Origin of the sequence: Corynebacterium sp. HMSC05D08 (assembly GCF_001807215.1) — a bacterium.
GTDB classification, from domain to species: Bacteria; Actinomycetota; Actinomycetes; order Mycobacteriales; family Mycobacteriaceae; genus Corynebacterium; species Corynebacterium striatum.
Map to the genome: position 1 here is coordinate 36,911 of NZ_KV788343.1, position 23,506 is coordinate 60,416.

Below are 23,506 nucleotides of genomic sequence, written 5' to 3' on the forward strand. Positions count from 1 at the left end.
CGCTAGGGTGTGGGGCTATGGGGGAAATCAGTGCTGTCATTGGTGCGCTGTGGGGTGCAGCGCTTATTTATTTTGATGTCCGTTTCAAGCGGCTTCCAGATTGGCTCACTCTGCCAGCGGCGGTGGCTTCGTTGCTGTTCTTTGAGCCGGCCGGACTCATCTGGCCTGGGATCTACCTAGCCTTGGCTTGTTGGCGAGGCGGTGTTGGCGGCGGCGATATCAAGTTGGCCTTCCCGCTGGGCATGTGGGTTACTCACGAGTGCGGCGTGATGGGGCAGCTCCTGGCGATGATGGGGGCGTCGCTAAGCACGGCTGTGTGGGGCACGTTGCGCAAAGACTCAGCGCCACCGCACGGACCTGGGATGCTGATTGCCGCAGCACTTTGTGTGATTGCGCTCTAAGTTTTACCCTGCTGGCACCACGGATTGCCTGTCGTGCGATAATTATCGGCATGCTTCGTTGGACTACCGCAGGTGAATCCCACGGCCAGGCGCTCATTGCCATGCTTGAGCACATGCCCGCCGGGGTTTCCGTTTCTCAGGATGACATTGCACTTCAGCTCTCTCGCCGCCGCCTTGGCTATGGCCGCGGTGCGCGAATGAAGTTTGAGGCCGATGAGCTAACGCTGCTCACCGGTATCCGTCACGGCAAGACCTTGGGCAGCCCCATTGCCATCATGATTGGAAATACCGAGTGGCCGAAGTGGACCACCATCATGTCCCCGGACGAACTCGATATGACCGATGAGGAAACCGTAAAGGCAATGTCCTCCGGCCGCGGCGCGGCTCTGACGCGTCCCCGCCCAGGGCACGCTGACTTTGCTGGAATGATTAAGTACGGTCACACTGAGGCCCGCCCAATCCTTGAGCGTTCTTCCGCCCGTGAGACCGCTGCCCGCGTTGCGGCGGCCACGGTTGCGCGCAACTTCCTGCGCGAGACCCTCGGTGTGGAAGTGGTTTCGCATGTTATCTCCATCGGTGCTTCCGAGCCGTACGTGGGGCCAACCCCCACCTTTGCGGATATCGAGGCCATTGACGCATCGCCGGTCCGCGCCTTCGATAAAGCGGCTGAAGAATCGATGATTGAGGAAATCGAGGCTGCTAAGAAGCAGGGCGATACGCTCGGCGGAATCGTGGAGGTTGTCGTAGAAGGCCTGCCCATCGGCTTGGGCTCGCATATCTCCGGTGATGACCGCCTTGATGCACAGCTCGCAGCAGCGCTCATGGGCATCCAAGCAATTAAGGGCGTGGAAGTCGGAGACGGCTTTGAGGAAGCCCGCCGCCGCGGCTCTGAAGCCCATGACGAGATGGTGCGCGACGGTGACTCCGTTTCGCGTTTAAGCAACCGCGCTGGCGGCTTAGAAGGTGGTATGACCAATGGTGAGGCACTGCGTGTGCGCGCTGCGATGAAGCCGATCTCTACCGTCCCCCGTGCACTGAAGACCGTGGATATGGCCACCGGCGCGCCCGCCACCGGTATCCACCAGCGCTCCGATGTGTGCGCGGTTCCGGCTGCTGGCGTCGTGGCCGAGGCGATGGTTGCCTTGGTTCTCGCGCGTGCCGTCTTGGACAAGTTCGGCGGGGATAGCGTTGCTGAGACTAAACGCAATATCGATGCCTACAATGAGTATGTTTCCCAGCGTCTTGCTTTTGAACAGGAGTAAGTGATGACCACACCGGTTTCAGTAACTGGTAGCCCGCACCCGCGAGTCGTGCTTGTGGGCCCACCGGGTTCGGGTAAGTCCTCGATCGGACGCCGCTTAGCTAATGCTCTCAATTGTGAACTCATTGATTCCGATGTCTTGATTGAGGAGCGCGAATCTGTTGCCTGTGGCGAAGTATTTTCCTCGCTAGGCGAACTGGCTTTCCGCGAACTGGAGGCCGAAGTGGTCAAGGAAGCGTTGCAGTCTCGTGGTGTTGTGAGCCTAGGCGGTGGGGCGGTGCTTACTGACTCCACCCGCGAGCTGTTGGACCGCCACACGGTGGTATTTCTAGACGTCACTGCCGAGGAAGGGGTTGCGCGTACATTGGGCGATCCCAACCGCCCCGTGCTTGAAGCAGCGGACCCGCTGGCGCACTATGCATCGCTTCTCGACGCCCGCCGCCCGTACTACGAGGAGGTCTCTGACTTTAAAGTCCGTACCGGTGCGCGCACTCCGCAGCAGGTAGTGGGCGATATCCTCGGCTTCCTCGATACTCTCTAAGAAAGCGAACTCATGACCACGATTCCAGTTAATGGCCCCAATCCATACGAAGTTACCGTCGGCACAGGTTTGACCGCCGACATTGCGGACCGAGTAAAAAGCACCGGCGCAGGCCATGTAGGAATCGTGTTTCAACCGCCGCTAGCTGCCGCCGCACGTCAGCTCGCTGCGGAGGCTGAGGCGCGCAACGTCGTTGTCACTTTGCTACCAATTCCGGATGCTGAGGCTTCCAAGCGCCTAGAGGTGCTCGGTGGATTGTGGGACGAGTTGGGGGCAGCGAATTTTAGCCGCCGTGACGTCATTGTGGGCTTGGGTGGCGGCGCCACTACTGACTTGGCTGGTTTTCTCGCCGCAACGTGGATGCGCGGCATCAAGGTGATCCAGGTTCCGACCACGCTTTTGGCAATGGTCGATGCGGCAGTAGGTGGTAAGACCGGCATCAACACGGACGCCGGAAAGAACCTCGTGGGCGCCTTCCACGAGCCAGACTCCGTGTTCGTGGACCTTGACCGGCTCGTCACTTTGCCGGAAGAGGAAATCGTCGCCGGCTCCGCGGAGATCATCAAGACTGGTTTCATCCATGATCCCGTTATCATCGAGCGTTACCTCGCGGACCCCGCCGCCTGCCTGAATCCTTTGCAGACCCTTCCTGAGCTTATTGAGCGTTCCATCGCGGTCAAGGCCCGCGTGGTGGGCGAGGACCTCAAGGAAGCAGGTCTGCGTGAGACCCTCAATTACGGCCATACCTTTGGCCATGCGGTGGAGCTGCGGGAGAACTATACCTGGCGCCACGGGCGTGCGGTGGCGGTGGGCATGATGTTTATCGCGCAGCTATCTCATACACGCGGGCTTATCGACGCCGCGCTGCTTCAGACTCACAGCGACATCTTGGCATCGGTCGGTTTGCCAACCACCTACGAGGCCGGTCACTTCGATGAGCTTTATGCTGGCATGACCCATGACAAGAAGAATCGTGGTGGGCACATTCGTTTCGTAGCACTGACCGGAATCGGTCAGACCACCCGCATCGAGGACGCCACCATTGAGGAAATGCAGGCAGCCTACGCTGCCATTTCAAGAGAAAGCCGGTATAAGTGATGAAGATTTTGGTTCTCAATGGGCCTAACCTTAACCGCTTGGGCAAGCGCCAGCCGGAGGTTTATGGAAAGACCACGCTTGCGGACGTCGAAAAGCACGTGCGTGAAGTCGCAGGAAGCCTCTCCCCAGACCTCGAGCTCGAGTTCTTCCAGTCCAATCACGAGGGCGAACTCATCGACAAAGTGCACGAAGCTGCCGATGCCGGTTGGCCGGTCATAATCAACCCTGGCGGCTTTACCCATACCTCGGTGGCGCTGCGTGACGCGCTCGCTGAAGTAGCTGATGGCCCCGGTTTTGTTGAGGTACACATCTCAAACGTGCATGCGCGCGAAGCCTTCCGCCATCATTCCTATCTCAGCCCGATTGCGCGTGGTGTTATCGCCGGCCTTGGTGCTTACGGTTACGAGGCTGCCCTCGGTTACTTTCTACAGGACTAGTTCGAGGCGCCTAAATGCGGCAAGAATAGCCCCGAAGAGGTGAGCGCTACGGGCAGAAAAAGCAAAGACTGCGAGATATCGGTGGTCCTTGATGTATCTCTGTGACCCGCGCGATACCATGAGGTATCAAACATTGACGAAGGGACACCACATGGCACTCGCAGATACTCGCTTTAGCAATCGCCGCCGCAAACTCGCAGCGGAGCTTGCCGGTCAGCGCATCGACGCTGTTTTGATCACCCATCTGACCCACGTGCGTTACCTCTCGGGCTTTTCTGGCTCTAACGGTGGACTCTTCCTGCGCAAGGACCTATCCGCCATCATGGCAACTGACGGCCGTTACACCACGCAGATTGCCGAGGAAGTACCTGACCTGGAGGCCATCCTCGGCCGCGCTGTGGGCCCGGAGCTTCTCAAGCGCGTTGAAGGACCATTGCGTGTTGCTTTTGAAGCAGACTATGTTTCAGTTTCGCAGCTTGAAGCGCTAAAGAAGGCAGCGCCAGAGGACGTTGTACTCGTTCCTATTTCTGGCGTTATCGAAAAGATCCGTCTGGTAAAGGATCCAGTTGAACTAGAGCGCCTTGAGCAGATTGCAGCATTGGCAAACGAAGCCCTCGAAGGCCTCGTTGCTGCCGGGGAGATCGCGGTGGGGCGCACCGAGCGCCAGATTGCTGCGGACCTTGAGTATCGCATGCGCCAGCTGGGCTCGGAGCGAGTTAGCTTCGATACCATCGTCGCCTCTGGCCCTAACTCCGCCAAACCACATCACGGCGCTGATGATCGCGTTCTTGAAAGTGGTGATCTCGTCACCATCGATTTCGGTGCGCACCTGCGTGGTTTCAACTCCGATTGCACTCGTACCTTCGCTGTCGGCGAACCAAACGAGTTTTCGCGTGAAATCTACGATGTTGTCCTGCGCGCGCAATTGGCGGGCGTTAAGGCTGCAGTGCCTGGCGCAAAGCTCGTCGACGTCGACGCAGCGTGCCGCGACATCATCGAGGAAGCCGGCTACGGCGAGTACTTCGTTCACTCCACCGGCCACGGTATTGGACTAGACGTTCACGAAGGACCGTCTGCAGCTAAGACGGGAACCGGTGAACTGGCTGAGGGGATGACCCTGACCATTGAGCCGGGTATTTACGTTCCCGGGAAGGGTGGTGTGCGCATTGAGGATACCCTCATCATTACGGGCGGCGCGCCGAAAATTATCACCGCATTCCCGAAGGAACTGCAGATCCTCTAGGGTACTTGGGAAAATTTGCCTACAGGCCGTGCGTACTTTTGCGCGGCCCCTGTTATGCCAGCGTGGCCGCATAAGGTATGCTGGAACACTGTTTTCACCACTATTTTAACTGGGAGTTTGATCCATGGCTGATACCACCGATTTCAAGAACGGACTCGTTCTCAAGATTGACAACAAGCTGCAGCAGATTATTGAGTTCCAGCATGTGAAGCCGGGCAAGGGCCCAGCATTCGTGCGTACCAAGCTCAAGGACGTTGTTTCCGGCAAGGTCACCGACAAGACCTTCAACGCAGGCGTCAAGGTTGAGACCGCAACGGTGGATCGCCGCGATATGACCTACCTGTACAACGATGGTCAGAACTACGTCGTCATGGACGACAAGACCTACGAGCAGTTCGAGCTGCCTTTCGACAAGTTCGGTGACGCAGGCAAGTTCCTGCTCGAGAACATGCGCGTGCAGGTTTCCTTCCACGAGGGTGAGGCTCTCTTCGGCGAGCTGCCAATCTCCGTCGACCTCAAGGTTGAGCACACCGAGCCAGGTTTGCAGGGCGATCGTTCCTCCGGTGGCACCAAGCCAGCTACCCTCGAGACCGGTGCTGAGATCCAGGTTCCACTCTTCATCGAGATCGGCAACGTTCTCAAGATCGATACCCGTACCGGCGAGTACCTCTCCCGCGTCAACAACTAAGAACGCTAGGGTTTCTTCGTGTCTGAGCAAAAAGACGTCAATTACAAGCGCCACACGGCCCGCTACCGCGCGCGCCGTCGTGCCGCTGACATCATGTACGAGGCTGAAAACCGTGATGTTGATCCCGTGGCCATCATCGAGGATCGAGTCTCGCTGGCACGCGATCATGACAATGGCGTAGCCCCAGTCGCTGAGTACACGCAGATCATCGTCAAGGGTGCCGCTGAAGAACTCGACGTCATTGACGAGACCATCGAGCGCTACCTCTCCGCGGACTGGGAGCTGCACCGTATTCCAGCAGTGGACCGCGCCATCATGCGCGTGGCCGTGTGGGAGATCCTCTTCAATGAGGATGTTCCCAACGCCACGGCGCTAGTCGAGGGCGTTGAGCTAGCCTCCGAGTATTCAAATGACCAGGCTCCGCCTTATATCCACGCTGTGTTGGATGACGTTATCCAGGCCCAGTCGGCCGATAACCCGATGTCTGTGGCAGCCGAAGAGGCGTCGGCACAAGATTTTGAAGACGAGTTCGATTCTCAAGACTAAGCCGCATTGGGCAAAGCAAAAGCGCTGTTACCTACTGAAAGGTAACAGCGCTTTTGTTGTATGTGGGCCACTCGAGGGGCCCACAGGAGCTTAGAGGAGCGAGGAGAGGAACTCCTGGGTGCGCGGGTGCTGCGGGTTGTCGATGACCTGCTGCGGAGTGCCAGATTCGATGACTTGGCCGCCGTCCATGAAGAAAATCTTGTCGGCGACTTCTCGGGCAAATCCCATTTCGTGGGTGACCACCAGCATGGTCATGCCGCCCGCAGCGAGTTCCTTCATGACGCGCAGGACTTCGCCCACCAGCTCAGGGTCGAGAGCTGAAGTCGGCTCATCGAAAAGCATCAGCTTCGGGTCCATCGCCACGGAGCGAGCGATAGCAACACGCTGTTGCTGGCCACCGGAGAGCTGTACTGGGTAGGCGTCAGCCTTATGTGCAAGGCCCACCTGCTCGAGTAGCTCCATGGCGCGCTTTTTTGCTTGTTCCACAGGCTGCTTTTTAACATGGACGGGAGCCTCGATGATGTTCTCGAGGACCGTGCGGTGCGCGAAGAGGTTGAACTGCTGGAAAACCATGCCGATGTCTGCGCGTTGGGCTGCTGCTTCCTTCTCGGAAATCTCGTACAGCGCTCCGTCACGCTCACGATAACCGATGAGGTCACCATCTACGTAGAGCCTGCCTGCCGTAACCTTTTCAAGGTGGTTGCAGCAACGCAGGAACGTCGACTTACCGGAGCCCGAAGGGCCGAGAAGGCACGCGACCTCGCCGGGCTGAACTTCCAAGGTAATGCCTTTGAGCACGTTGAGGCTTCCGAAGGACTTGTGTACGTTCTGTGCGGAAATCATTGGCGTTGCCATTACTTTTTAACCTCTGGGATGACGGAAACGTTGTGGGGGATGGTGCCCTCGGCGTCGGCAAGCGCGGCGAGCTGGCGAGCAGTGAGCTCACGAGTAGCACCACGGTCGAAACGACGCTCCAAGAAGTACTGCGCGATCATCAGCAGGGAGGTGATGACGAGGTACCAGGTTGCTGCCACGAGGAGCAGTGGAATTGGCTCGAAAAGCGCTGCAGAAATGTCCGTAGCGCGGCCGAAGATCTCGTAGGTATACGGAACTGCCACGACCAACGAAGAGGTCTTCAGCAAAGAGATGAACTCGTTGCCTGTCGGCGGAATGATGATGCGCATTGCCTGTGGAAGGACGGTGCGGCGCATGGTCATCCACCAGCCCATACCAAGTGCTTTAGAGGCTTCCTTCTGGCCTTCGGGAACGGCTGAGATACCAGAACGTACAATCTCGGCCATATACGCAGCTTCGTTAAGGCCCAAGCCCAAGACCGAAAGCAGGAAGGCGTTGGTCAAAACGCTGGCGAGCGAAATCTCGGTGAAACCAAGGTTGATGGACTGGTACAAAGCAGAAAGCAGGCCCCAGAACACCAGCTGCACATAGACTGGCGTGCCGCGGAAGATCCAGAGGAAGAGCCAGGCGACGCCTTGGAGAACCGGGTTCGGTGACATCCGCATCACAGCGAGGATGGCACCTCCTACGACGCCGATGATCATCGCCAGTGCTGTAATTGCCAAGGTGTGTAGGGAAGCAACTGCGATGCGGCTATCGAAGAGGTACTGGAAATAGGTATCCCAGCCGAAGGCTTCGTTGCGGGCGGAACTGATAACAAACCAGACGCCGAGCAACACCAGAATCGTGGCAAAAACCCAGCGCCAGGGGTGGCGCAGCGGGCGGGCTTGAATCTCTTTGGGCTCAGCGGCCTTGTTAGACCGTGCCGACTTGGTGGCTTTAGGGGCCTGTGATGGGTTAGTCATTGACTGGCCTTTCATTAATCATTGCCTCTTCCACGAGGCCATCGCTGATGCCCCAGCGTTCCAAGATCTTCTGGTATTCACCGGTTTCGATGAGGTGGTTGAGCGCCGCGGCAACTGCGGGGCCAAGCTTCGAGTCTTTAGGTACAGCGAAGCCATAAGGTGCGGCGTCAAACATGTCACCGACCATTCGCATTTTTCCGTCGGAACGGTTGACAGCCCACGAGGAAACAGGGGAGTCCGCGGACATTGCGTCGGCGCGGCCCATGATGACGGCGAGCGCAGCGTTGTCGCTCGTATCGTAGGAAAGGATGCGGAGGTCGCCGCCGCATGCGTCCTTCTTGGGAATGACGTCGTCTGTCTCTGAGACGGTGGTGCGCTGAACCGCCACGGTCAGCCCGCACGGGTTCGAAGGGTCGACGCGTTTGATACCGTCTGTGCGTTCCGCCCACTGGATGCCTGCGTAGAGGTGGTCGATGAAGTCGAAGTTCTTTCGGCGTTCCTGGTTGTCGGTGAAGCCAGATGCGCCGATATCGATCTGACCCGACTGGACGGCCGGCAGGATCATCGAGAAGTCCTGCTCAACAGGCTGGAATTCAAGGCCCAAGATGTCGGCGATAGCCTTCATCATGTCCATCTCCACGCCGACGATTGCACCATCGGGGTCTTTGAACTCGAATGGCGCAAAGGGAGGGTTAGTGCCTGCCGTCAGGACTCCATCGGCGTCGTCGTAAAGCGCGGCGATTTCTGGAACTTTGTCCAGGCGCGGTTCTTCCCAGCCATCAGGAGTCGAGGACTCGACGTTTGTTACGCAGCCAGCAGCGAGCATCGCGCAGGCGAGTAACCCGCCGCTGGCAGCAATCTTTTTATACATGGTCTTAGCCTTGCTTTTCTGGCACGTGGTAGTTCTTAGCCTTGCGGGCGTCAATAAAAATGAAGATCGAAACGATGATCGCTCCCAAGATAAGCATCACCACAATGAGGCCACTCGAAGCATCTTGGTCCGCACCCCATGGCCACAGCGCACGCAGCGAGCCGAGCATGAAGCCGGCCATAGCTGCCAGGGTTGGCCCACGATGGTTGTCCAGAAGGTAGTTGAGCACCTTCACAAATGCAGCAAGTCCGCAAAGTGCGCCTAACGCAAAGACAGCGATGGTGCCCATCTCGCGGTCTGAAACAGCACCGATAATTGGCTGATAAAGACCCATGGTGAGCAAAATCAGGGAGCCAGAAACACCGGGGAGGACTAAAGCACACACGGCGACCATCGCGGCGAAGAAGACGACGATGAGCGATGGGTTCTCAACAGGATCGGAAGTAAAACCGGTTACGAAGAAAATTGCTGCTGCCGAGATGATAAAGGCCACTATTGATGAAAACTTGAATCGCTCGTCCCTGTCGATCATTGTCAAAGGCACGAAAATGGAGACGGCCACCATTCCGAGGAATAATGCGTTAGAAACGGAGACCTGATTTTCGACGAAGTTATGGAGAATCGTGGAGAATCCAAAAACGGCCGCGAACATGCCGACCGCAACCGACGCGAGGAAAGCCCATTCAACCTTCTTGAGCCGGCCTGAGATGAGGAAGTTAGCATTGTGCAGCGCGCGTTCGTAGATGCCCACGATGAGCGCAACCGTGCCGCCCGAGATGCCAGGAACTAATTCAGCCGAGCCAATGAGTGCGCCGCGAATGGCGTTGAGTACAAATTGCATGTTTTCGAAACTAACCTCTTGGTGCTCTCATTCTCGTTCTGACGTGCCGTAATGGTTAAAGAATTTACTCAAAATGCTGATTAATTCATTTAATCCGCGGTGCCGACATTACATGATAAATACCTTCAGTCTTATATTATTCATAGATCCTGCTCTAAGCAAAAGCCTGTTTACTGCTAAAAAGTATTGATTGAGCTGAGCACAGATGCGGGAAACACGCATTTTACTCTGGGGGAATTAGGGGATAGGTGGTGAAAGCGCAGCTGGCTACTCCCTCCCAAGGGCTGCCGTATTTTGGCGCGCGCAGCCCGTGATAACTGGCACCGTTGAACGCGAATAGTTTCTGCGATGTGAAAAAACCCTCGCACCTAGGCAATAAAGCGCACGGATGCGAGGGTTTGTTGGTGCCCCTGGTGAGACTCGAACTCACACTGAATGGGTTTTGAATCCATTGCCTCTGCCAATTGGGCTACAGGGGCGTGCAACGTTGTGTTGACTGAAATGAAGTTTAGCGCAGTCGTCGAACCAAATACTAATCAGGTGGGGGTAAAGGCTCTAAGATGGGGCGAGTGACTTCTTCGACGACCAAAAACTCCAGCAACAAACCGCGACTTCTGCTCATTGACGGCCACTCCATGGCCTTCCGCGCCTTCTATGCGCTGCCTGCTGAAAACTTCGCAACGTCGGGCGGCCAGCACACCAACGCGGTGTACGGATTCCTTTCGATGCTTGCGAACATTATCGCCGAGGAAAAGCCCGAGTATGTGGGCGTTGCCTTCGATGTGGGCCGCAAGACCTTCCGTACCGAGATGTTTCCCGAATACAAGGCGCAGCGGGAAGCTGCCCCAGAGGAATTCCGCGGCCAGGTCGATCTCATTCGCGAGGTGCTGGGCACTCTGGGCATTACGACACTGTCACGTGAGAACTTTGAGGCCGACGATATCGTAGCCACCCTGGCAACCCAGGCCACGGATTTTGAAACCCTCATCGTCACCGGTGACCGCGACTACCTGCAACTGGTTAACGAGGACACCACAGTCCTGTACCCGATGCGCGGCGTATCGACCCTGCACCGCTTCACCCCGGATGCAGTGGTGGAGAAGTATGGCTTGACCCCTCGGCAATATCCGGACTTCGCTGCGCTGCGTGGCGACCCCTCCGATAACTTGCCGTCGGTTCCGAAGGTAGGTGAGAAGACCGCAACAAAGTGGATTCTCGAGTACGGCTCCCTCGAGGGCCTCATCGAGCATGCCGAAGATATTAAGGGCGTGGCGGGACAGAACTTCCGCGATCGCATCGAGCAGGTGCGCATGAACCGCAAACTGACCCAGATGATCACAGACATGGATCTGGAGGTGGCCCCGGCGGATCTGCAGTTCAAGGGTGCAGCAGTGTCTGAGGTTGCGGAGCGTTTTGACGCGCTCGAGTTCGGCGGCGGGCTCCGCGAGCGTGTCCTTGATGCGATTCCAAATGACGGTGGTGAGGCACCTGCACAAACAGAAGTGCCTACGCAGGAGACGGAGATCGTCGATGCGCCGCTGAAGCAGTGGCTCAAGGACAAGAAGGACGTCGCTGTGTTCGTACAGGGCGACGGGCGTCCGGGCCGCGGGGACGCGAGCGCAATTGCGCTTGTCGACGCCGATTTCCACGGCATGCAGCTCGAGCTCGGCGAACTCAGCGCCGAAGACGATGCAGCACTCGCCCAGTGGCTTACTTCGGATGCGCCCAAGTATTTCCACGAGGCCAAAGCAGCGTTCCATATGCTTGCTGGCCGTGGCATCGAGCTGCGCGGCATTGCGCACGACACTGCAATTGCTGCGTACCTGCTGCGCCCTGGGCAGCGCACCTATGAGCTGTCAGATGTTTATCAACGACACCTTAAGAAGACGCTCGGTCAAGCCAGCGATCAGCTGTCACTGCTAGACGATACGTCCCTGGTGGACCAGGCCGCAGCCATCATGGAGCTGGCCGCAGAACTTACAAAGCAGCTGCAAGCCATCGATTCCTTTGAGCTCTACACCGACCTCGAGCTTCCGCTCGTGGGAATCTTGGCCCGCATGGAGGCCACCGGTATTGCCGTGGACGTGGAGATTCTGGAAACTCAGCTCGACGCCTTCATTGAGCAGGTAGCCGAGCAGGAACGTGCTGCTCGTGAGCTGGCTGGCGACGACTCGCTGAACCTGAACTCACCTAAGCAGTTGCAGGCCGTGCTCTTCGAAACTTTCGAGATGCCAAAGACCAAGAAGACCAAGACGGGCTATTCCACGGCTGCCAAAGAGATTGAGCAGCTTGCCGTGAACCACCCGCACCCGTTCCTTGATCACCTGTTAGCACACCGTGAGTACCAGAAGATGAAGACCACCCTCGAAGGTCTCATCAAGACTGTGCAGCCAGACGGCCGAATTCACACTACCTTCAATCAAACGGTGGCATCGACAGGCCGTTTGTCTTCGACGGAACCCAACCTGCAGAACATTCCTGTGCGCACGGAGGCGGGCCGCCAGATCCGTTCTGCATTCATCGTGGGCGAGGGCTTTGAAACCTTGATGACTGCCGACTACTCACAGATCGAAATGCGCGTCATGGCTCACCTATCTGAGGACCCCGGTCTCATCGAGGCTTACCGGGCAGGGGAGGATCTGCACAACTACGTGGGGTCTAAGGTCTTCGACGTGCCCGTCGACGAGGTCACCCCAGAGCTGCGTCGCCGCGTGAAGGCCATGTCCTATGGTCTGGTCTACGGTCTGTCTGCCTTTGGTCTTTCCCAGCAGCTGGGCATTCCTGCGCGTGAAGCTAAAGAAATCATGGAAAACTACTTCGAGCGCTTCGGTGGCGTGAAGCGCTACCTAGATAACGTGGTGGAGAAGGCACGCAAGGACGGATACACAGCAACCGTGTTCGGGCGACGCCGTTACCTCCCTGAACTCAACTCGGATAATCGCCTCGCGCGTGAGAACGCCGAGCGCGCAGCGCTCAACGCCCCTATCCAGGGCACCGCAGCCGACATCATCAAGGTAGCCATGATTCGCGTCGATAATGCGCTGCGCGAACTTAAGTCCCGAGTGCTACTCCAGGTGCACGACGAACTTGTCGTCGAAGTTGCGCCGGGGGAGGCGGATGAGGTTAAGAAGATTCTTGAGCGCGAGATGGACTCCGCAATTGAACTCACCGTGCCGCTGGAGGTTTCCGCCGGCGCGGGCAAGGATTGGGACGCCGCAGCGCACTAAGGCGCGGCAATCACTGGTCAGTCACTCGACAGGACCGGCCCCGCAACTCCACGCGCGGGGCCGCGCTACGCCGCGCGCTGGCGGCGTTCGACGAGACAGTTAGCCACCATGTCGAAAGGCGTTTGACCAGTGGTCAACACGGAGAGACCAAGGATTCCGAGCACGATAGTCTCGACGTGAGGGACCCCGGTTAAGGAAATCAGGGTCAGCAGAATCCAGGCGTTGCGCAGGGCCGCGCTCCACCAACCGGGTTTGTCTGTGATGACTTCGAGCTGCAAGGACCACTTTCCAAGCGAGGTCCGGGTGCGTGCCTCGCAGATCACTCGATAAAGGTAAAAGACCACAGCGAGGGCCGCGATGTCGTAGATCGCGCCTACTCGCCCAGTTATCGGGGCGTCGAAAAGCGCATTCACGCTCCACCTCACCACCATGATCATGGCCGCGGCGAGGAAGGCATCAATCCACCAAGCCACAACACGGCGCAGCGTGATACCGAGGCGTTCCTTAACCAAAATCTGCATGCAGTAGAGCCTACTCAACGGGTGTCTGCGCTAGACAATGGCGAGCAACTGCCACAGACCGTGAGTGTCGTCTGACGCAGACTGTGATCATTGTCTGACACAGACAAAAATGATTGTTCCCGGGAAAATCTCGCCACGTTCTCTTGACCACTGGCCCCAAGTCAGGTCAAGGTCCTCCGGCCACACGGGCTCGAGGATGTCTTCAATCAGGAATCCGCCGCGGGTTTGTAGCGCGCGCAGCCAGTCGCCTACGGTGCGGTGGAACTCAGCGTAGGTGAGGTTTCCCTCCGCGTCGCTCTCGATATAGGCGCGGTCGAAATACGGCAACTCCGCGGTGAGGTTCGCGGGATCGTCGGGGAAAATCCATCGCATCGGGTGGTTGGTGGAGAACACGAATCTCCCACCGGGCTTAAGTACGCGATGCACTTCCGCCAAGGCTTGGTCGATGTTCGCAATGAAAGGAAGGGCGCCAAAGGCTGAGAACACCACGTCGAATGAATCGTTGGAGTAGGGAAGCGCCAACACATCAGCCTGCACAAGCGGCAAGCCCCCAGGCGCGTGTGTCAGCATCCCGCGCGAAATATCGAAGCCCGTGGCAAACCGCGCGCGTCCTTGCAACCACGCAGTACACGGCGCAGAGCCGCACCCGAGTTCCAAAACTGTGGAAGTAGAGACGTCGCCAAGCAACTGCGCCTGCTCCTCGTGTAGCATCTCGGGACACCAGTAAAACGAGGACAAATATTCCTCGTGTGCCGCATGATAATCGCGGGCGTCGCTGTCCCAGAATTGACGATTCGCGTGCGACGGGGAGAAGCGTGGCGCGGGGGACTGTGAATCAGCAGACACTGAAGGGCTCCTTGAATGCGCGTTCCGCGTGTATATTTGCCGTTTTAGCTGCGCGGATGTAGTGTTGTACGGGCGTGTCTATGCCGTGGGTTGTCTAAGGCTTCCGTAGGAGGGCTTTATACATCGTCACGGCGGGATCGGAATCCATCCTAAACCATCGCCATTTGGCCTGTTTAGAGATGCTTTTCGAGAGACTCGTAACTGTCCAATTACGATCTCCTACATCACTTCGGAGCATTTCTACATATGCCAACTTCTAACACCCCTCAGGTTGCGATTAACGACATCGGAACCGCTGAGGACTTCCTCGCTGCTGTTGACGCAACCATCAAGTACTTCAACGATGGTGACATCGTCGAGGGCACCGTGGTCAAGGTTGACCACGACGAGGTCCTGCTCGACATCGGATACAAGACCGAAGGCGTCATCCCGTCCCGCGAGCTGTCCATCAAGCACGACGTCGACCCGGATGAGGTCGTCGAGGTCGGCGATCAGATCGACGCACTTGTTCTCACCAAGGAGGACAAGGAAGGCCGTCTGATCCTGTCCAAGAAGCGCGCACAGTACGAGCGCGCTTGGGGCGCAGTCGAGGAGCTGCACGCCAAGGAAGAGCCAGTTACCGGTACCGTTATCGAGGTCGTCAAGGGCGGCCTGATTCTGGACATCGGCCTGCGTGGCTTCCTGCCTGCTTCCCTCGTCGAGATGCGTCGCGTCCGCGACCTGGAGCCATACATCGGCCAGGAGCTGGAAGCAAAGATCATCGAGCTCGACAAGCAGCGTAACAACGTTGTTCTGTCCCGCCGTGCATTCCTCGAGCAGACCCAGTCTGAGGTTCGCTCCGAGTTCCTGCACCAGCTGCAGAAGGGCCAGGTCCGCAAGGGCGTTGTTTCCTCCATCGTCAACTTCGGCGCATTCGTTGATCTCGGCGGTGTCGACGGCCTGGTTCACGTTTCCGAGCTGTCTTGGAAGCACATCGACCACCCGTCCGAGGTTGTCACCGTTGGCGACGAAGTCACCGTTGAGGTTCTCGACGTTGATCTCGACCGCGAGCGCGTTTCCCTCTCCCTGAAGGCTACCCAGGAAGATCCGTGGCGCGTATTCGCCCGCACCCACGCTGTGGGCCAGATCGTCCCGGGCAAGGTCACCAAGCTCGTTCCGTTCGGCGCATTCGTTCGTGTCGAGGAGGGCATCGAGGGCCTGGTTCACATCTCCGAGCTGGCTCAGCGCCACGTCGAGGTTCCAGACCAGGTTGTCACCGTTGGTCAGGAAGTCATGGTCAAGGTCATCGACATCGATCTCGAGCGTCGTCGTATCTCCCTGTCTGTTAAGCAGGCAGACGAGGACTACACCGAAGAGTTCGATCCGTCCAAGTACGGCATGGCTGACTCCTACGACGAGCAGGGCAACTACGTCTTCCCAGAGGGCTTCGACCCAGAGACCAACGAGTGGCTCGAGGGCTTCGACGAGCAGCGTCAGGCTTGGGAGGCACGCTACGCCGAGTCCGAGCGTCGCTTCAACCTGCACACCGCTCAGATCGAGCGCAACCGTGCCGCAGCCGCTGAGGCTGCAGAGGCTAACGAGTCCTCCAACTACTCCTCCGAGTCCAACGATGCAGCTCCGGCATCCGAGGCACCGGCTGAGGTTGGCGGCTCCCTGGCTTCCGACGAGCAGCTCGCTGCTCTGCGCGACAAGCTCGCTGGCAACTAAGTCTTAACTTTCAAGGCTTAAACAGCGCCTAGCTGAATGTAGGCCGCATCCTTCGTTCTTATTTGAACGCAGGATGCGGCCTTTTCGCGTAATCTGAACCTTTATGAAACTCATCGGACTCACTGGCGGCATCGGAAGCGGAAAGTCCACCGTTGCGCGTTTGCTCAAGGAACAGGGCTGGACTGTGGTCGACGCGGACCAGATCGCGCGGGACATCGTTGAGCCAGGCGAGCCGGCACTGACAGAGCTTGCTGAGGCGTTTGGCGCTGATATTATCCGCGAGGACGGAAGCTTGAACCGTGGTCTTCTGGCCACGCGCGCGTTTGGCGACGCCGCGTCGACGCAGCGCCTCAACGACATTACGCACCCACGAATCGAGGCTGAGACTCAGCGGCGGTTCGACGCTGCCCGCAGCGCTGGCGAGGAATTTGTGGTGTATGACATGCCATTGCTCGTGGACAAAGGTCTCCACACTGGGATGGATTACACCATCGTGGTCGACGTGGATGTGGCCACGCGTGTGCAGCGCCTCGTGAAGTTTCGCGGTCTTGATGAGACCGATGCGCGGCGCCGGATCGCAGCGCAGATTTCGGATGACGCGCGGCTGGCAGCCGCTGACTTTGTCATTGATAACAACGGTTCCCTTGAGGAACTTCCTGGGCAAGTTGAACGTGTGGTGCATGAAATCGCCGTTAAGAAATAGATTGTTGCAGGCTTTTCTTAAGACAACTAATTTTCATTATTGATGTAGACAAAATTTACGCAGTTCTCTTTTTGTGTTCATTTTGGTTTCTTAGTGTCTGCTCCTATGGGGACGTGGGACGTAGGGCCATTTGATAATCATGCCGCTTGTGAGTTGCTTGCGGAGCTTCGTGATGGCACCTTCGATTTCGAGCATTTCAAGAGATCCTGCGCTGATAGTCCCCTTGACGTAGATGAAGCTGAAATGGTTATTGCGCTGGGAGCGCTAGTGAATACTCCGCAGGATCGGCTGCCCAACGGCGTGTCAGCTAAGGAATTGAAGTCGATTTGTACTCCGCAGTCGCGAGCGTGGTTGCGAAAGAAGATTAATTCGACCTTGGAGCCTGAAAGCTCGCCTGTTTATGCGCTGTGGGAAACAACAGGGGAGTTGGAGATCTGGGTGCAGTCGGTTCGTGCGTCTTTGCCCTAGGCGGACGAACACGATAAAGCGCGTTTAGCCGCGCAATGGTTGCCAAGAAATAGCGCTAGACTGGCCGTCATGGCTTTTGCAGCAGAACATCCCATTTTGCCCGTCTCTGAACACCGTCCCGTTGGAGAGGTGGAGCGGCGATCCGCAGAATTCAAGGTGGAGTCAGAGTTTCAGCCCTCGGGCGACCAGCCGGCTGCCATCGCTGAGCTCGACGAGCGTCTCAGTAGAGGCGAGCGCGATGTTGTGCTCATGGGTGCAACCGGTACAGGCAAATCAGCTACAGCAGCGTGGCTCATTGAAAAGCAACAGCGTCCCACGCTCGTCATGGCCCCAAACAAGACCTTGGCAGCGCAATTGGCTAACGAGCTGCGCCAGCTGCTCCCACACAATGCGGTGGAGTACTTCGTCTCCTACTACGACTACTACCAACCAGAGGCCTATATCGCGCAGACGGATACCTACATTGAGAAGGATTCCTCCATTAACGAGGACGTCGAACGCCTGCGCCACGCCGCGACTTCCTCACTGCTTTCTCGCCGCGACGTTGTCGTTGTTTCCTCCGTGTCTTGTATCTACGGTCTGGGCACGCCGCAATCTTATTTAGACCGTTCGGTGATAATCGAGGAAGGCGAGGAAATCGACCGCGACCGCTTCCTGCGCCTGCTTGTGGATATTCAATATGAGCGCAACGATGTGGGCTTTACTCGTGGTACTTTCCGCGTGAAGGGCGATACGGTCGACATCATCCCGGCCTACGAGGAACGTGCGGTACGGATTGAGTTCTTTGGTGATGATGTTGACGAGCTCTATTACATCCATCCGCTGACGGGCGACGTCCTCGAGCGCGTCGACGAGGTGCGAATCTTTCCAGCTACGCACTATGTGGCTGGTCCAGAACGCATGGCAAAGGCAGTGGAAGATATCAAGGCGGAACTTGCCGAGCGGCTCGCCGACCTAGAAAACCGCGGCAAGTTACTAGAGGCGCAGCGTCTGCGCATGCGTACCGAGTACGACCTAGAGATGATTGAGCAGGTTGGCTTCTGTTCCGGCATTGAGAACTACTCCCGCCACATTGACGGGCGCCCGGCAGGTTCCGCACCAGCTACGCTGCTGGACTACTTCCCAGAGGACTTCCTGACCATCATTGACGAGTCTCACGTAACCGTTCCGCAGATTGGCGGCATGTTCGAAGGCGACATGTCCCGCAAGCGCAACCTTGTGGAATTCGGGTTCCGCCTGCCGTCAGCTACGGACAACCGTCCGCTAACCTTCGACGAATTCGAAGAACGCGTTGGCCAGACCGTCTACATGTCCGCAACCCCAGGCAACTTCGAGCTCACGGCCTCCCAAGGCGAGTACGTGGAGCAGGTTATTCGCCCAACCGGCCTTATTGATCCGAAAGTCACAGTCAAGCCGACCAAGGGCCAGATCGACGATCTCATCGATGAGATTCGGCAACGCACGGCAAAGCAAGAACGTGTGCTCGTCACCACGCTTACCAAGCGCATGGCCGAGGACCTCACGGATTACCTGTTGGAGCACGGCGTTAAGGTTCGCTATCTCCACTCAGACATCGATACCTTGCAGCGCGTGGAGCTGTTGCGCCAGCTGCGCTTGGGCGAGTACGACGTCCTCGTGGGCATCAACCTGCTGCGTGAGGGACTTGACCTTCCCGAGGTTTCTTTGGTGGCCATCCTTGATGCCGATAAGGAGGGCTTTCTGCGCTCGACGACGTCACTTATCCAGACCATTGGCCGTGCGGCGCGAAATGTCTCAGGCGAGGTCATTATGTACGCGGACAAAATAACTGACTCGATGCAGGAGGCCATTGAGGAAACCGAGCGACGCCGCGAGAAGCAAATTGCCTATAACGAGGAACACGGAATTGACCCGCAGCCGTTGCGCAAGAAGATCGCGGACATTCTGGACCAGGTCTACGAATCCGATGGGGAAGAGGCCGCCGCAAGTGACCCAGCCGCGCTGATGGATAAGCCTGATGTCTCCACGATGGCAGTCGATGAGGTACAAAAGCTGATCGACGACCTCACCGCCCAGATGGGCGCTGCGGCTCGTGAACTCAAATTTGAGCTGGCGGGCCGGCTACGTGATGAGATTGCGGATCTCAAGAAAGAACTGCGCGGTCTCAAGGAAGCGGGAATCTAAAAGAGCTTAAAGGTGAAGCGTGGGCGACACGGTCGCAAAATTGTGAGAAAAACAGCACGTTGATTAATGCGTCAAAATTGACACGTCGAGTAACGAGTCAGTCACAAAATTGTTAGACTAGCGATTGCGCCTTTAAAGCATAAGCAATTTGCATATTCTGCATCATCACTTGGGGCTAAGGCCCCTAAAGAAAGGTCATCATGAGCGATTACAACAAGATCGTGGTTGGCACCGACGGATCCAAGTCCTCCCTCCTCGCAGTGGAGCGCGCCGCCAAGATCGCCGCAGCATTCGATGCAACTCTAATCATCGGTTGTGCTTACTACGAGAACCAGGAGCAGGCTTCCAAGACCTTGCGCCAGGATTCCGTGACCATTCTGGGTGACGAGAAGGCAGAGGCTAACCTGCAGGCGGGCAAGGAGCACGCCGAGAAGTTCGGTGTTGCTAAGGTTGAGACCGCGGTTCGCCCTGGCACCCCAGTCCAGGCACTGATGTCCATCGTCAACGATAACAACGCTGACCTACTCATCGTCGGTAACCGCGGCATCAACTCCCTGACCGGCCGTCTGCTGGGTTCCGTTCCGGCCGATGTTGCTCGCCAGTCCGATTGCGACGTCATGATCGTCCACACCGTGAACTAAGAACCTGTGCCGCCCAAGCGGCAGCAGATAAGGCCTAGGGCTCCTCACTGAGGAACCCTAGGCCTTTATTTTTTTAAATCCGCTGTGCTCGCCGGCCTATGCACCGGGACCGGACGCATTGTTGGTGTCTTAGCTGTCGGAGTCGTACACCTCACTGTTGATTTCGGGCTCGATGCCGCGCATCTTGGCAGCCAAGGTGTGGCCATTTTCGCCCTGAATTAGTGGAATCGAAAAAGAGCCTTCCTCATTCGCGTCCGCGAGTGGTGCTAAAGAACCGTGGGAGAGCAGTTGCTCTTGCGGGGAGAGGTTGCGTATTGCTACCGCCGCTACCCGGTCCGGATGCTCGTTGGCGGCGTCGCCATAGGTGAGCGGGTCATGCTGCCCGTCGTCACCAATAAGCAGCCACTTCATCCACGGGAAAGCGATGAAGAGGTTACGCAGCTGCACGCGTTTGTGCTCCTGACCGTTGCGGAAGAGACCGGTAGGAGTTGGTCCCCAGTCCGTCAATAGCAATGGCCCCTTAGGGAAGCCGTTATTTTCCATGAAGGTGACCAAGGTATCGTAGGTATTCCATGCACCCGTGGACAAGTAAATGAACGGCATGTCGGGGTGCTTGGTACGCAGCTCTTGGTAGAACCCAGCCATGCCCTCTACAGGTTGACGGGTGTTGGTTCGCTTGACCCAGGAATTCCAAGCTGCCGTCATAGCGCGTGGAAGCCACGTCACCATAACAGTGTCATCGATGTCGCTGACCACGCCCAGAGGCGAGTCTTCCGAGACAATGAGTACCTCAGCGGTGATTGGCTCTGCGCCTGCAGCATCAATAGTGACTTCGTGCCAGCCGGCCGCAAGGCCATGCTCATGAACCAAAATGTCCACGTAGCCGTTGTAGTTAGTGTGCCCGGTTACAGTCTTTCCGTTTACGGTCACTGAAACATCGAGGTTGGCCACCTGGATAGTAAAGAACTGCCGGTAGCCTCGCTGTGCCCAAGTCTCATTTTCTGTGGACTCAGGGTCATGCATGAGAACACGGCCCAAGACGTGAACAAACTCGGTGTTGCCATATCCGGCATAACCCGAAAGCTTGGGTACCCAGCCTTTGCGGGTGGAACGTCGCAAAGCTGCCGAGTTGGAAGCGCGTTCAATTTTACGTGCGATGTCAGATAAAGCCATGCCCACCAGACTAGTGGAAGATTTCCTGCCACCGTCCGGCCAACGTCAAGGATTGCGTGGCGCGAGTTACCGCAACATACAGATTTTGCAAGCCTTGTGGAGAGGCCGCAACGATGTCGTCAGGATCCACTACGACCACATGGTCGAACTCAAGTCCTTTAATGTCCTCGACGTTTTCCCGCGTGATAACAGCATTCAGCCGGCCATCTTTGTCTGTGAAAGTGCCGGGTACGTAGTCTCGTGTCTCTGTCGCAAATTCGACGGGCACACCATCTCGAACCGCCACAGCGGGCGTCGATTGGGGGTTAATAAGCTCCAATAACGAATTGGCCAAATCTGCAATTGGCTGGGGAGTGCGGTAGTTGACGGTCAATTGATGATGCCGGAAACGCTTCGCTACAAAAGGTTCTAAGGCTTCAGCCCAGTCATCAACTCCAGCAGGAGCGCCAGTCTGCGCGGTGTCACCCACAAGCGTCATCCATCGGGAAGGGCTGCGACGGAATAGCATCCGCCACTCCATGGGGCTGAGTTCTTGCGCTTCGTCAACGATGATGTGTCCGTAAGCCCAGGTGTAATCCTCCTGCGCACGTTCGGCCGTGGTGCGGTTGTCGCTTACTTCCTGGCGGCGCGCGAGGGTCTCTGCGTCGATGACGTCGTGTGCGGACAAGATCTCCGCATCGAACATGTCGTCATCGTTGTCGGTCGAGTCAGAGGAAGTCAGAATATCGAGCGCATCCTCCGCATCGGCAACCTGTTCACGCCAGGCTTTGTCCGCGGCTGCCTTCTCCTCCTCTGGGTTTGGCATACCGATGAGGACCGCTAGTTCGTCCAACAATGCCGCATCCGATGCAGTCCACGCATCACCTTGCGCGCGGTACAGGGCTTCACGGGTCTCAGAATCATAGTCGCTGGCGGCAGCGTCAATTTGCTCCTGGGAGGACAAGAGATCAGCCAGAACTGTGCGCGGGTCAAGGGTGGGCCAAAACTGGTCGATGAGTTGCTGCACCTGCGGCTCATCCACCAGATCGTCATGCAGCTGATCGACGTCGGCGCGGGACAGGAGATTCTGACCGCCCAACGGGTCCGCACCAATTTTCTGTGCCATCTGTTGTGCGAGGGACTCGATGAGATGCTCAGAAAATGCTGCTCGCGCATCGTTGTGCGGTTTGCGGGAGCGGCGGGCACGAGTGCGTGCCGCCTTGACCATTGCAGCATCGATATCCAATTCCAAGTGCTCTGCGGTAATGCACTGGGTGTCAGTGGGGAGGGTCTGGTAGTTCTTCACCGCGGCGGACAGGATATCCACCATTGCTTCAGAACCCTTGATCTCGCGCCCGAGTAGTGGCTCTTGATGGGTTGGCGTGATGCCTGGGAACAGGTCACCCACGGTGGAAAGCACCACGCCGGTCTCGCCGAGTTCCGGAAGAACGCGGGAGATGTAGTCCAAGAAGGTGGAGTTCGGGCCGACGATGAGCACGCCAGTGGCAGCCAGTTGTTCGCGATGGGTGTAGAGCAGATACGCCACTCTATGGAGCGCCACTGCGGTCTTTCCTGTGCCGGGTCCTCCCTCAACTACGAGGACGCCGCGGGTATTGTCGCGGATGATCTCATCTTGTTCGCGCTGGATGGTCTCCACGATGGATTCCATGTGGCCCGTACGTGCTCGCTGGAGTGCTTGGTAGAGCGCGGATTCACTGGCAACGCCTGCGCTTTCCGACGCCGTGCCTGTACCTGAGAGGACCTCATCGTTGATGTCCGTAACGAGGCGGCCTTTGGTACGAATGTGCCGGCGGACGGTGACGCCCTCTGGCTGCGCTGTGGTCGCAAGGTAGAAGGGGCGGGCCATTGGTGCACGCCAGTCGAGGAGGAGCGTCCGGTAGTCGTCCTCACGAGCATCCAGGCCCATCCTGCCGATATACCTGCGGTCGAGGCCTTCTTCGGTGGGATTGTCGCCGGGGGCGTCGATGTCTATGCGACCAAAGACTAAGCCGAGCTGAGCCAGATTAAGGCGGTCCAACTTCGCTTGCAGGCCGTGGTACTCCGTTTCACGGCGGATGAGTGCGTCTGCGTCTGGAGTATGCGGGTCGACGTCTTTCTGCACCTCGTTTAGCTTCTCATTGGCCAAGGCAACTTCTCGGTCGAGCCGGGAGAAGAGATTATCGACGTATTCTTGTTCCGCGTTAATTTCGCGTGCGGTCTCATTCGTCACTGGTCCCTGCGGCGACTTGGCGTTAGACAACTCTGGTGAAGACACTCTGCTCCCAAAATCTCGATGCATGTGGACCGTGCGGACACGGTTAGAAAAACAAC

The 23,506-nt window shown here is 57.5% G+C and carries 22 protein-coding genes and 1 tRNA gene; 14 read left to right on the plus strand and 9 right to left on the minus strand.

Translation table 11 applies throughout. The features are described from left to right. Window positions 1-17 precede the first annotated feature (17 nt). From HMPREF3148_RS09290 to nusB, 8 genes are all read left to right on the plus strand, one after another. Entirely contained in the window at window positions 18-401 is a 384-nt protein-coding gene (locus HMPREF3148_RS09290; protein ID WP_005529284.1) for a prepilin peptidase, read from the plus strand. Window positions 402-451: 50 nt separating this feature from the next. After that, complete coding sequence (gene aroC, locus HMPREF3148_RS09295; RefSeq protein ID WP_005529285.1) at window positions 452-1,663, plus strand: chorismate synthase; 1,212 nt, start codon at window positions 452-454, stop codon at window positions 1,661-1,663. Between the two features lie 3 nt (window positions 1,664-1,666). Then, window positions 1,667-2,203: a shikimate kinase gene (locus HMPREF3148_RS09300; protein WP_034656871.1), complete on the plus strand. Its 537-nt coding sequence runs from the start codon at window positions 1,667-1,669 to the stop codon at window positions 2,201-2,203. 12 nt (window positions 2,204-2,215) lie between these two features. Further along, complete coding sequence (aroB, locus tag HMPREF3148_RS09305; protein WP_049063984.1) at window positions 2,216-3,301, plus strand: 3-dehydroquinate synthase; 1,086 nt, start codon at window positions 2,216-2,218, stop codon at window positions 3,299-3,301. After that, window positions 3,301-3,738: a type II 3-dehydroquinate dehydratase gene (aroQ, locus tag HMPREF3148_RS09310; RefSeq protein WP_005529291.1), complete on the plus strand. Its 438-nt coding sequence runs from the start codon at window positions 3,301-3,303 to the stop codon at window positions 3,736-3,738. The genes aroB and aroQ overlap by 1 nt, the downstream gene beginning before the upstream one ends. A 151-nt stretch (window positions 3,739-3,889) precedes the next feature. Then, complete coding sequence (locus HMPREF3148_RS09315) at window positions 3,890-4,981, plus strand: M24 family metallopeptidase (RefSeq protein ID WP_049151732.1); 1,092 nt, start codon at window positions 3,890-3,892, stop codon at window positions 4,979-4,981. Between the two features lie 124 nt (window positions 4,982-5,105). After that, a complete protein-coding gene (gene efp, locus HMPREF3148_RS09320; protein WP_005529296.1) occupies window positions 5,106-5,669 on the plus strand; it encodes an elongation factor P in 564 nt (187 codons plus the stop codon). A gap of 18 nt (window positions 5,670-5,687) precedes the next feature. Next, window positions 5,688-6,215: a transcription antitermination factor NusB gene (gene nusB, locus HMPREF3148_RS09325; protein ID WP_049063987.1), complete on the plus strand. Its 528-nt coding sequence runs from the start codon at window positions 5,688-5,690 to the stop codon at window positions 6,213-6,215. A gap of 90 nt (window positions 6,216-6,305) precedes the next feature. Here nusB and HMPREF3148_RS09330 read toward each other — a convergent pair whose 3' ends face one another. The 5 genes from HMPREF3148_RS09330 to HMPREF3148_RS09350 all read right to left on the minus strand — a co-directional run bounded on the left by HMPREF3148_RS09330 (window position 6,306) and on the right by HMPREF3148_RS09350 (window position 10,226). Beyond that, window positions 6,306-7,070 carry an amino acid ABC transporter ATP-binding protein gene (locus tag HMPREF3148_RS09330; protein ID WP_005529299.1) on the minus strand — a complete coding sequence of 255 codons (765 nt, stop codon included), beginning with the start codon at window positions 7,068-7,070 and terminating at the stop codon, window positions 6,306-6,308. Then, entirely contained in the window at window positions 7,070-8,035 is a 966-nt protein-coding gene (locus HMPREF3148_RS09335) for an amino acid ABC transporter permease (protein WP_049063988.1), read from the minus strand. The genes HMPREF3148_RS09330 and HMPREF3148_RS09335 overlap by 1 nt, the downstream gene beginning before the upstream one ends. After that, window positions 8,028-8,906 carry an ABC transporter substrate-binding protein gene (locus HMPREF3148_RS09340; RefSeq protein WP_049151733.1) on the minus strand — a complete coding sequence of 293 codons (879 nt, stop codon included), beginning with the start codon at window positions 8,904-8,906 and terminating at the stop codon, window positions 8,028-8,030. Before HMPREF3148_RS09340 ends, HMPREF3148_RS09335 begins: the two co-directional genes overlap by 8 nt. Window positions 8,907-8,910: 4 nt before the next feature. After that, entirely contained in the window at window positions 8,911-9,747 is an 837-nt protein-coding gene (locus HMPREF3148_RS09345; RefSeq protein ID WP_005529304.1) for a DUF368 domain-containing protein, read from the minus strand. Between the two features lie 402 nt (window positions 9,748-10,149). Then, window positions 10,150-10,226: transfer RNA gene (locus HMPREF3148_RS09350), tRNA-Leu, on the minus strand. An 81-nt stretch (window positions 10,227-10,307) separates the two neighbouring features. On the opposite strand from HMPREF3148_RS09350, the gene polA reads away from it, so the two are divergent. Then, the gene (polA, locus tag HMPREF3148_RS09355; RefSeq protein WP_049151734.1) at window positions 10,308-12,974 is read left to right on the plus strand and encodes a DNA polymerase I; all 2,667 of its coding nucleotides are present in this window, start codon (window positions 10,308-10,310) and stop codon (window positions 12,972-12,974) included. Between the two features lie 65 nt (window positions 12,975-13,039). On the opposite strand, the gene HMPREF3148_RS09360 is transcribed toward polA, so the two are convergent. Then, window positions 13,040-13,495 carry an RDD family protein gene (locus HMPREF3148_RS09360; RefSeq protein WP_172454573.1) on the minus strand — a complete coding sequence of 152 codons (456 nt, stop codon included), beginning with the start codon at window positions 13,493-13,495 and terminating at the stop codon, window positions 13,040-13,042. Between the two features lie 87 nt (window positions 13,496-13,582). Then, complete coding sequence (locus tag HMPREF3148_RS09365; RefSeq protein WP_049151735.1) at window positions 13,583-14,341, minus strand: class I SAM-dependent methyltransferase; 759 nt, start codon at window positions 14,339-14,341, stop codon at window positions 13,583-13,585. A 246-nt stretch (window positions 14,342-14,587) separates the two neighbouring features. On the opposite strand from HMPREF3148_RS09365, the gene rpsA reads away from it, so the two are divergent. The 5 genes from rpsA to HMPREF3148_RS09390 all read left to right on the plus strand — a co-directional run bounded on the left by rpsA (window position 14,588) and on the right by HMPREF3148_RS09390 (window position 20,023). Next, the gene (gene rpsA / locus HMPREF3148_RS09370; RefSeq protein WP_049063996.1) at window positions 14,588-16,048 is read left to right on the plus strand and encodes a 30S ribosomal protein S1; all 1,461 of its coding nucleotides are present in this window, start codon (window positions 14,588-14,590) and stop codon (window positions 16,046-16,048) included. Between the two features lie 103 nt (window positions 16,049-16,151). After that, window positions 16,152-16,751 carry a dephospho-CoA kinase gene (gene coaE / locus HMPREF3148_RS09375; protein ID WP_049151736.1) on the plus strand — a complete coding sequence of 200 codons (600 nt, stop codon included), beginning with the start codon at window positions 16,152-16,154 and terminating at the stop codon, window positions 16,749-16,751. Window positions 16,752-16,856: 105 nt separating this feature from the next. Then, entirely contained in the window at window positions 16,857-17,219 is a 363-nt protein-coding gene (locus HMPREF3148_RS09380) for a DUF4259 domain-containing protein (RefSeq protein WP_049151737.1), read from the plus strand. A 69-nt stretch (window positions 17,220-17,288) separates the two neighbouring features. Continuing rightward, window positions 17,289-19,382: an excinuclease ABC subunit UvrB gene (gene uvrB / locus HMPREF3148_RS09385; RefSeq protein ID WP_049151738.1), complete on the plus strand. Its 2,094-nt coding sequence runs from the start codon at window positions 17,289-17,291 to the stop codon at window positions 19,380-19,382. A 200-nt stretch (window positions 19,383-19,582) separates the two neighbouring features. Next, entirely contained in the window at window positions 19,583-20,023 is a 441-nt protein-coding gene (locus HMPREF3148_RS09390; protein WP_005529320.1) for a universal stress protein, read from the plus strand. Window positions 20,024-20,152: 129 nt separating this feature from the next. Here HMPREF3148_RS09390 and HMPREF3148_RS09395 read toward each other — a convergent pair whose 3' ends face one another. Together HMPREF3148_RS09395 and HMPREF3148_RS09400 are read right to left on the minus strand one after the other, a co-directional pair. Next, window positions 20,153-21,196 (minus strand): App1 family protein, encoded by a 1,044-nt coding sequence (locus HMPREF3148_RS09395; RefSeq protein WP_049064274.1) that lies wholly within the window; start codon window positions 21,194-21,196, stop codon window positions 20,153-20,155. Window positions 21,197-21,206: 10 nt separating this feature from the next. After that, complete coding sequence (locus HMPREF3148_RS09400) at window positions 21,207-23,474, minus strand: HelD family protein (protein ID WP_370875935.1); 2,268 nt, start codon at window positions 23,472-23,474, stop codon at window positions 21,207-21,209. Between the last annotated feature and the right edge of the window lie 32 nt (window positions 23,475-23,506).

What these genes read in the sequence shown, in the direction of transcription:
- HMPREF3148_RS09395 (WP_049064274.1), bottom strand. Translation starts at nt 21,196, where the DNA reads ATGGCTTTATCTGACATCGCACGTAAAATTGAACGCGCTTCCAACTCG.
- HMPREF3148_RS09330 (WP_005529299.1), bottom strand. Translation starts at nt 7,070, where the DNA reads ATGGCAACGCCAATGATTTCCGCACAGAACGTACACAAGTCCTTCGGA.
- HMPREF3148_RS09300 (WP_034656871.1), top strand. Translation starts at nt 1,667, where the DNA reads ATGACCACACCGGTTTCAGTAACTGGTAGCCCGCACCCGCGAGTCGTG.
- efp (WP_005529296.1), top strand. Translation starts at nt 5,106, where the DNA reads ATGGCTGATACCACCGATTTCAAGAACGGACTCGTTCTCAAGATTGAC.
- HMPREF3148_RS09315 (WP_049151732.1), top strand. Translation starts at nt 3,890, where the DNA reads ATGGCACTCGCAGATACTCGCTTTAGCAATCGCCGCCGCAAACTCGCA.
- HMPREF3148_RS09400 (WP_370875935.1), bottom strand. Translation starts at nt 23,474, where the DNA reads ATGCATCGAGATTTTGGGAGCAGAGTGTCTTCACCAGAGTTGTCTAAC.
- aroQ (WP_005529291.1), top strand. Translation starts at nt 3,301, where the DNA reads ATGAAGATTTTGGTTCTCAATGGGCCTAACCTTAACCGCTTGGGCAAG.
- coaE (WP_049151736.1), top strand. Translation starts at nt 16,152, where the DNA reads ATGAAACTCATCGGACTCACTGGCGGCATCGGAAGCGGAAAGTCCACC.
- HMPREF3148_RS09390 (WP_005529320.1), top strand. Translation starts at nt 19,583, where the DNA reads ATGAGCGATTACAACAAGATCGTGGTTGGCACCGACGGATCCAAGTCC.
- rpsA (WP_049063996.1), top strand. Translation starts at nt 14,588, where the DNA reads ATGCCAACTTCTAACACCCCTCAGGTTGCGATTAACGACATCGGAACC.
- HMPREF3148_RS09335 (WP_049063988.1), bottom strand. Translation starts at nt 8,035, where the DNA reads ATGACTAACCCATCACAGGCCCCTAAAGCCACCAAGTCGGCACGGTCT.
- HMPREF3148_RS09345 (WP_005529304.1), bottom strand. Translation starts at nt 9,747, where the DNA reads ATGCAATTTGTACTCAACGCCATTCGCGGCGCACTCATTGGCTCGGCT.
- uvrB (WP_049151738.1), top strand. Translation starts at nt 17,289, where the DNA reads ATGGCTTTTGCAGCAGAACATCCCATTTTGCCCGTCTCTGAACACCGT.
- aroB (WP_049063984.1), top strand. Translation starts at nt 2,216, where the DNA reads ATGACCACGATTCCAGTTAATGGCCCCAATCCATACGAAGTTACCGTC.
- polA (WP_049151734.1), top strand. Translation starts at nt 10,308, where the DNA reads ATGGGGCGAGTGACTTCTTCGACGACCAAAAACTCCAGCAACAAACCG.
- HMPREF3148_RS09340 (WP_049151733.1), bottom strand. Translation starts at nt 8,906, where the DNA reads ATGTATAAAAAGATTGCTGCCAGCGGCGGGTTACTCGCCTGCGCGATG.
- HMPREF3148_RS09290 (WP_005529284.1), top strand. Translation starts at nt 18, where the DNA reads ATGGGGGAAATCAGTGCTGTCATTGGTGCGCTGTGGGGTGCAGCGCTT.
- aroC (WP_005529285.1), top strand. Translation starts at nt 452, where the DNA reads ATGCTTCGTTGGACTACCGCAGGTGAATCCCACGGCCAGGCGCTCATT.
- HMPREF3148_RS09360 (WP_172454573.1), bottom strand. Translation starts at nt 13,495, where the DNA reads ATGCAGATTTTGGTTAAGGAACGCCTCGGTATCACGCTGCGCCGTGTT.
- HMPREF3148_RS09380 (WP_049151737.1), top strand. Translation starts at nt 16,857, where the DNA reads ATGGGGACGTGGGACGTAGGGCCATTTGATAATCATGCCGCTTGTGAG.